The 7,668-nt window shown below is 69.5% G+C and carries 6 protein-coding genes and 2 rRNA genes; 1 reads left to right on the top strand and 7 read right to left on the bottom strand.

Annotation, left to right across the window (positions count from 1 at the left end):
- Together VM938_06600 and VM938_06595 are read right to left on the bottom strand one after the other, a co-directional pair.
- On the bottom strand, positions 1-987 hold a 987-nt coding region (locus tag VM938_06600), incomplete at its 3' end, for a 2-oxoacid:ferredoxin oxidoreductase subunit beta (protein HVF74700.1).
- Positions 984-2,864: a 2-oxoacid:acceptor oxidoreductase subunit alpha gene (locus VM938_06595; protein ID HVF74699.1), complete on the bottom strand. Its 1,881-nt coding sequence runs from the start codon at positions 2,862-2,864 to the stop codon at positions 984-986. The genes VM938_06600 and VM938_06595, both read right to left, overlap by 4 nt.
- Positions 2,865-2,970: 106 nt before the next feature.
- Here VM938_06595 and VM938_06590 point away from each other — a divergent pair, with 106 nt between their 5' ends.
- On the top strand, positions 2,971-3,372 hold the full coding sequence (locus VM938_06590) for a hypothetical protein (protein HVF74698.1): 402 nt from the start codon (positions 2,971-2,973) through the stop codon (positions 3,370-3,372).
- 26 nt (positions 3,373-3,398) lie between these two features.
- Here the strand turns inward: VM938_06590 and VM938_06585 are convergent, their stop codons facing one another.
- The 5 genes from VM938_06585 to VM938_06565 form a co-directional block, all read right to left on the bottom strand.
- Positions 3,399-4,448, bottom strand: coding sequence for a class I fructose-bisphosphate aldolase (locus VM938_06585; GenBank protein HVF74697.1), 1,050 nt, complete (start codon positions 4,446-4,448; stop codon positions 3,399-3,401).
- Positions 4,449-4,497: 49 nt separating this feature from the next.
- A complete protein-coding gene (locus VM938_06580) occupies positions 4,498-4,839 on the bottom strand; it encodes a hypothetical protein (GenBank protein ID HVF74696.1) in 342 nt (113 codons plus the stop codon).
- Between the two features lie 88 nt (positions 4,840-4,927).
- Entirely contained in the window at positions 4,928-6,685 is a 1,758-nt protein-coding gene (locus VM938_06575) for a tetratricopeptide repeat protein (protein HVF74695.1), read from the bottom strand.
- Positions 6,686-6,753: 68 nt separating this feature from the next.
- Positions 6,754-6,870: ribosomal RNA gene (gene rrf, locus VM938_06570) — 5S ribosomal RNA — on the bottom strand.
- Positions 6,871-6,928: 58 nt separating this feature from the next.
- Positions 6,929-7,668, bottom strand: a 23S ribosomal RNA gene (locus tag VM938_06565); the annotation flags it as partial.

Here is a 7,668-nt window from a genome sequence, read left to right as displayed (position 1 = left end):
CGCCGCCAGGTCGCCGGGGCCCTTCTGGGCGGAGGCGGCTTGGAGCTGGAGCTCGGTCTCCTCGACGTACTCCGCCCGCTCGACGGCGCGGAAGACGCCGATCGGGGTGGGCTCGATGGGACCGCGGGAGAGGCGGGAGAGGGCGAAGGCCAGCCCGGGGTCGGTGCGGGCCTCGTCGTGGACGAGGATGCGATCCTCCCCCACCTCCGCCACCGTGGTGACCCGGACCCGCCCGTCGGGATCGGCCACGACGCACCTGTCGAGGTCGGCACCGAAGCGGATCGGCTCGCCGTGGCGGAGCGGGATCAGCATGTCGGTGCGCACCTCCTTGCCGGTGACGGCCTCGAAGGCGCCGTCGTTGAAGACGTTGCAGTTCTGGAAGATCTCCACCACCGCGGCGCCCTTGTGGTCGTGGGCGCGGCGCATGGTCTCGATCATGTGGGCCCGGTCCATGTCGTGGGTGCGGGCCACGAACGACGCCTCGGACCCGATGGCCAGTGACACCGGGTTGAAGGGATGGTCGATCGACCCGAACGGCGTCGACTTCGTGACCTTCCCGAGCTCGCTGGTCGGGGAGTACTGCCCCTTGGTCAGCCCGTAGATCTGGTTGTTGAACAACAAGATGGTGAGGTTGACGTTGCGGCGCAGGGCATGGATGAGGTGGTTGCCGCCGATCGACAGGCCGTCGCCGTCGCCCGTTACCACCCACACGTCGAGGTCGGGGCGGGCCGTCGCCAGCCCGGTGGCGATGGCGGGCGCCCGGCCGTGGATCGAGTGCATGCCGTAGGTGTTCATGTAATAGGGAAAGCGGCTTGAGCAGCCGATGCCCGACACGAACACGGTGTTCTCCCGGCGCACGCCCAGGTCGGGCATGAGCATCTGCACGGCGGTGAGGATGGAGTAGTCGCCGCAGCCAGGGCACCAGCGCACTTCCTGGTCGCTCGACCAGTCTTTCTTGGTCGTCAGCGGGACGGACACATCAGTCATGAACGAGCCAACTCCTCCAGGACGGCAGCCTCGAGCTCGGCCGACGTGAACGGCAGTCCCTGCACCTTGCTGTACGTCTTGGCGTCGACCAGGTACTCGGCCCGGATCAGCCGCGACAGCTGGCCCAGGTTCATCTCCGGCACCAGCACCTTGGGGTAGCGGCGCAACACGTCGCCCAGGTCGGCGGGGAACGGGTTGAGATGGGTGAGGTGGGCCTGGGCCACCTTGCAGCCCCGCAGGCGCAAGCGGCGGATGGCAGCGCCCACTGCCCCGTAGGTCGAGCCCCACCCCAGCACGAGCAGGTCGGCGCCGCCCTCGTGGGGGTCGTCGACCTCGGTGGGCGGGATGTCGGCGGCGATGCCCGCCACCTTGGCGGCCCGGATGCGGACCATGTGCTCGTGGTTGACCGGGTCGTAGGAGATGTTGCCGGTGGGCTCGGACTTCTCCAGCCCACCGACGCGGTGCTCGAGGCCGGGCGTGCCGGGGACCGCCCACGGCCGGGCCAGGGTCTCCGGGTCGCGGAGGTACGGCAGGAAGATGTCGCCGTCGTCGGTGTGCTGGTTGGGCTCGGTGGTGAAGTCGACGCTGATGTCGGGCAGCTCGTCGATCGACGGCAGTCGCCACGGCTCGGTGCCGTTGGCCAGGTAGCCGTCGGAGAGCACGATGACCGGCGTGCGGTACTTGAGGGCGATGCGGGCCGCTTCGATGGCGGCGTAGAAGCAGCCCGACGGCGTGCTGGCCGAAACGATGGGCAGCGGCGACTCGCCGTGGCGGCCGTACATGGCCATCAGCAGGTCGGCCTGCTCGGTCTTGGTGGGCAGGCCCGTCGACGGGCCGCCGCGCTGGATATCGATGATCAGCAGCGGCAGCTCCATGCTGATGGCCAGGCCGATGGTCTCCGACTTGAGGTCGACGCCCGGGCCGCTGGTGGTGGTCACGCCGAGGTGCCCGCCGAAGGCGGCGCCGAGGGCGGCGCCCACGCCGGAGATCTCGTCTTCGGCCTGCATGGTGCGCACGCCGAAGTTCTTGTGCTTGGAGAGCTCGTGGAGGATGTCGGACGCGGGCGTGATGGGGTACGAGCCCAGGAACACCGGCAGCTTGGCCAGTTGGCCGGCGGCCACCAGGCCCCACGCCAACGCCACGTTGCCGCTGATGTTGGTGTAGGTGCCGGGGTCGAACGTGGTGGGCTTGACCTCGTAGGCAGCCCCGAACAGCTCGGCCGTCTCGCCGAAGTTGTAGCCCGCCCGGAAGGCCAGCAGGTTGGCGTCGCGCACGAGGGGCTTGTCGGCGAAGCGCTGCTCGATCCATGTGACGGTGGGCTCGACGGGCCGGGTGTACATCCACGTGACGAGGCCGAGGGCATAGAAGTTCTTCGACCGCTCGGCGTCGCGGGGCTTGGCCCCGGTGGGCTTGGTGGCCTCCAGCGTCATCGAGGTCATGGGGACCTCGTAGACGGTGTAGCCCGCCAGCGAGTCGTCGGTCAGCGGGTTGGAGGTGTAGCCCGCCTTGGCCAGGTTGCGCTCGTCGAAGGCATCGGCGTTGACGATGAGGGTGCCGCCGGCGGTCAGGTCGTGGAGGTTGGCCTTGAGGGCGGCGGGGTTCATGGCCACCAGCACGTTGGGGGCGTCGCCTGGCGTGAGGATGTCGTGGTCGGAGATGTGGACCTGGAAGGCGCTGACGCCCGCCAACGTGCCCGCGGGCGCCCGGATCTCGGCCGGGTAGTCGGGCAGGGTCGACAAGTCGTTGCCGAACAGGGCGCTCGCCGTGGTGAACCGGTCACCGGTGAGCTGCATCCCGTCGCCGGAGTCGCCTGCGAATCTGATGACAACCCGATCCAGCTCCTGGAGCGGGTGCTCGGGTGCTACTGCCTCCGTCACGTACTGCCCCCGTTTGCCGACGACGTTGTCGTCTGTCAAATCTACCGGACCTGCCGCGGCTACCGAACGACCCGGCGCAGGGGTCGCCGATCTACGCTCGCCCTCCATGTGGCGGCGGCGGCGATCGCGACGGCCCGAGGCCGACCGCAGCCTCGGGCTCGGCGACCTGGCGCCCGACGAGCTTGCTGCCGTGCGAGCGGTGGTGGAGGCGTTGGCCGGGCGTGACGAGGCGGTGCTCCGTGCCGTCGGCGCCTACGACGACGGCGACCCGTACCTGTGGACACAGGACTACGGCACATGGGGCCGCGTCGACGTGGTCGTGCCGCCGGGCGAGCCGCGCACGTGGAACGGCTGGGCCGTGCGCACCACCGAGCCGGGGTGGACGTCGGTGGTGGTCGACATGTGGACGGCACAGGAAGGACGCTCCGACCTGAGCCTGGAGCTGGACCTGCACCGCCCGGCGAACGGGCCGGTGCGTGCCGTCTTCAGGCTCCTGCACGTCCAGTAGGCGCGCCGCCGTTCAGGCGCCCCCGGTCAGGCGACGGTGATTGTGTCGTCGAGGAACACGTCTTGCACGGCGTTGAGCAGTTCGACGCCGTCCTTCAGCGGGCGCTGGAACGCCTTGCGACCGACGATGAGGCCAGCGCCGCCCGCCCGCTTGTTGATCACCGCGGTGCGCACCGCCTGGCCCAGGTCGCCCGAGCCCTTGGACTCGCCACCGCTGTTGATCAGCGGCACCCGGCCCATGTAGCAGTTCACCAACTGCCAGCGGGTCAGGTCGATGGGGTGATCGGTGGTCAGCTCCTCGTAGACGAGCTTGTCGGTCTTGCCGTAGCCCTTGAGGGCGTTGTAGCCGCCGTTGTTCTCCGGCTGCTTCTGCTTGACGATGTCGGCCTCGATGGTGGCGCCGATGTGGTTGGCCTGGCCGGTGAGGTCGGCCGAGAGGTGGTAGTCGACGTCCTGCTTGAAGTCGGGGCTGCGCAGGTAGCACCACAGCACGGTGAACAAACCGAGCCGGTGGGCTTCTTGGAAGGCCTCGCTCACCTCTTGGATCTGGCGGGTGGCCTGGTCGGAGCCGAAGTAGATGGTGGCGCCCACGCCCGCGGCGCCGAGGTCGGCCGCTTCACGGACGGAGCCGAACATGATCTGGTCGAACTTGTTGGGATACGTCATCAGCTCGTTGTGGTTGAGCTTGACGATGAACGGGATGCGATGGGCGTAGCGACGCGCCACCATGCCGAGCACACCGAAGGTGGTGGCGACCGCGTTGCAGCCACCCTCGATAGCGAGCTCGACGAGGTTCTTGGGGTCGAAGTAGGCCGGGTTCTTGGCGAAGCTGGCCGCGGCCGAATGCTCGATCCCCTGGTCGACGGGGAGGATCGAGAGGTAGCCGGTCCCGGCCAGGCGGCCGGAGTTCAGCACCTGTTGGATGTTGCGCAGCACCGCGACAGGACGATCGCTGTCGATCAGCACGCGGTCGACGAAGTCACCACCGGGGAGGACCAGGTCCTCCTTGGGGATGCCCTTCGACGTGTGGGTCAGGAGGGAGTCGGCCTCGTCACCGAGCAGCGCTTGGAGATCCATGTCGCCAAGCCTAGTTTCGGCGCGCGGCACCCCAAAAACGGTGTCGTCGTCAGGCTGCCTCCAGTGACAGCATCGCCTCCGCCATGGCCAGGGCCGCCTTCTTGGCCTGCCTGGTGGTGACCACCTTGTCGGCCAGGACCTCCGTTCGGCTCTGGGTGCCGCTGCCGGTCCGGAAGAACCGGCGGCGGACCCTCCCGATGACGAGCACCTCCTCGCCGGTGTCGAGGCGAGCGGCCGACGCAGGCGCCCCCATCCACGCCACCGGCACGCTGTCGGCCCGTTCGCCCGGGCGCGGCACTGTCAGCTCCAACGTCACCAGTCGGGTGCGCGACTCCAGCACCCGTTCCTCTGCCGGCTTCGACAGCCGGCCTCGCACCACGACCACATTCATGGCACACCTCTCCCTCGTAAGCGGACGACGCAGGGGGAAGTTGCGTGGTCCTCACCCTACCGAGGGGGTGCGACAGTTTTGCGGGCGCTCAGTCGAGCGAAGCCAGCCGCTCGGGCACGTCGGCGAAGTCGTGGTGGTGGCGCAGGATGGCCCGGAACAGCTCACGCGAGCGCGGCAGTTCGCCCGCCCGCTCGTAGAGGTCGGCCAAGGCGTACCAGAGGCGCAGGTGGTGCGGGCGGGGGCGCTTGATGTTGCTGCGGGCCCGCTCGAGCAGGGCGATGGCGCCGCCTACGTTGCCGCGATCGGCCATGGCACCGGCCATGACGATGCGGCCCTCGGCTACCAACTCGGCGCTCGGCGACGCCTCCCGCAGGTCGTCCCACACTTCCTCGACCCGCTTCCAGCGCCGCAGCGCCCGGTTGCAGTCGGCCAGGACGGGGTGCTGGTCGTAGGAGCCCGACAAGGAGCGGAAAGCCTCGAGCTCCTTGATGGCGTCGGTCCACTTCCCCATGCGGTACAGGGTGAGGCCGTGGAGCTCGCGCACGGCGGCCACGTCGGGGTAGCGCTCGGCCAGCGGCCGCAGCATGCGCCGGGCGTCGTGGTAGCGGTCGCGTTCGTAGGCCCGGGCCGCTTCGGCCAGCGCTTGTTCGACCTTGGCCGAGCGAGTGGCACCGGCAGCGCGGGCGACTTCGCCGGCGACGACGGGCGGCAGCTTGCGGGTGCGCCGGGGCGGGCTCGGTGCCCGCTCGGCCGTGGCGGACGTGCGGGCCCGGCGGGGCGCGGGCGGGGCGGGCGCGTCCTCGACCCAGACCTCGGGCTCCCACTTGGGCGGCGCCGAGCGGTGGCGTTCCTCGTCGGAACGGCTCCGGCTGACGGCGTCGCGCCATGCCTCCGACGCCGAACCCGACCGCGGTTCGCCGACGACGCGGGCACCCTTGCGAGCGACGCTCCCCCACGAACGCGTGCGGGCGTCGTCGGGCTCGGGCTCAGGGCGCACACGACCGCGGGCGACGGCCCGGCGTGCCTCGGGGGCGACACTGTCGCCGTCGCGCCGGGGGCGGCCTTCGAACCGACGGGGCGGGCCGTCGCCCGTACGACGGGGACGGTCGTCGCCGCCGGTACCGGCTGCGCCGCGGCGAACGGGACGGTCGTCACTGTGGCCACCGGCGCCTCGGCGGGGCGGTCGGTCGGCGCCGTAGGTGCGAGACGGTCCGTCGCTTCCTCGCACCGGTCGGCCCTCGTAGGCGCCGGGGGCGCGTCGCGGCCGGTCGTCGCCGGTCCCACGGCGGGGCGGGCCCTCGGACCGACGGGCGGGGCGTTCGTCATAGGTACCAGAAGCGCGACGGGGGCGTTCGTCATAGCCGCCAGTCCCACGGCGGGGCGGGCCGTCGCCGCGGGCGGCGGGGCGTTCGCCGTAGCCGCCGGTTCCGCGCCGGGGCGGGCCGTCCGAACGACGTGCCGGACGGTCGTCGTAGGCACCAGGCGTGCGGCGGGGACGGTCGTCGCCGTAGCCACCTGCGCCACGGCGGGGCGGGCCGTCGGTGCGGCGGACGGGGCGGTCGTCGCTGGAACGGCGGGGCCCACCGGTCCGGGGCGGGCCGTCGGTGCGGCGGGGGCGCTCGTCGCCTGCGCCGCGGGCCGGGCCACCGGTGCGCCGCGGACGATCGTCGCTGTATTGCCGGGGGCCCTCGACATGGTCCTCGCTGTAACGGGCCGGGGTTCGGCGGGGACGGTCGTCGCCTCGAGGCGCGCCGCCGGCCTTGCGAGGGGGGTCGCCGGCGGGGCGGCGCGGCTTGCCTGCACCCGATCCCGAGGCGCGACGACGTTCACCGGGAGGGGGGGGCATGCCCGCAGTCTACTCGGCCCCGGGCGCGCCGAAGCCCGCCACCAGGGGCGGGCTTCGACTACGAAATATTCCGGCGGCGACCTACTCTCCCAGGGGGCTTCCCCCCAAGTACCATCGGCGCTGGCGAGCTTAACTGCCGTGTTCGGAATGGGAACGGGTGTGACATCGCCGCTATGGCCACCGGAAATCTTTGAAGTTTTCAAGGGTGTCCCTTGAACCTTCCATAGCGAGCACGAGCGGTTTGATCCCAAGCCCTCGGCCGATTAGTACCGGTCGGCTGAACACATTGCTGTGCGTACACCTCCGGCCTATCAACGTGGTCGTCTGGCCACGGGCCTTACCTGGTTAACCCAGTGGGAATTCTCATCTTGGAAAGAGCTTCGCACTTAGATGCTTTCAGCGCTTATCCCTTCCGCAGGTCGCAAAGCAGCGGTGCCCTTGGCAGGACAACTGCCACACGAGAGCTGCGTCCGTCCCGGTCCTCTCGTACTAGGGACAGCCTTCCTCAGGATTCCTACGGCTGCATCGGATAGGGACCGACATTCTTGTTACCGCCGGACGAATCCGTCCGAGCGGGCCAGGTCATTTCTTGTTCTGCCTGGCTCTGCATGTCGCCATGCAGATCGGACCATATCTTCACCGGCGAACCGGTGTCCGGCATATGGCCTCTGAGGATTCTGGTGCCAACCGATGTAGGCATCCCAGTCTTTCCTGCTGATTGTCCGCACCTGGCGCATTGTCACGGGCCATTCGTCCGCCCTACGGAGAGGGTGTGACAAGGACTCGTAGCGCAGGATTCTCGGAGTTTCCAGCATATAGCCGAATTTATAGACAGCGCGTTATCCACTGTCTCACGACGTTCTAAACCCAGCTCGCGTACCGCTTTAATGGGCGAACAGCCCAACCCTTGGGACCGGCTTCAGCCCCAGGATGCGACGAGCCGACATCGAGGTGCCAAACCTTCCCGTCGATATGGACTCTTG

It is taken from the genome of Acidimicrobiales bacterium, from assembly GCA_035536915.1.
GTDB lineage: Bacteria > Actinomycetota > Acidimicrobiia > Acidimicrobiales > JAHWLA01 > JAHWLA01.
Note: the sequence above shows the minus strand (reverse complement) of the source record. Positions and strands in the feature narration are given on the sequence as shown.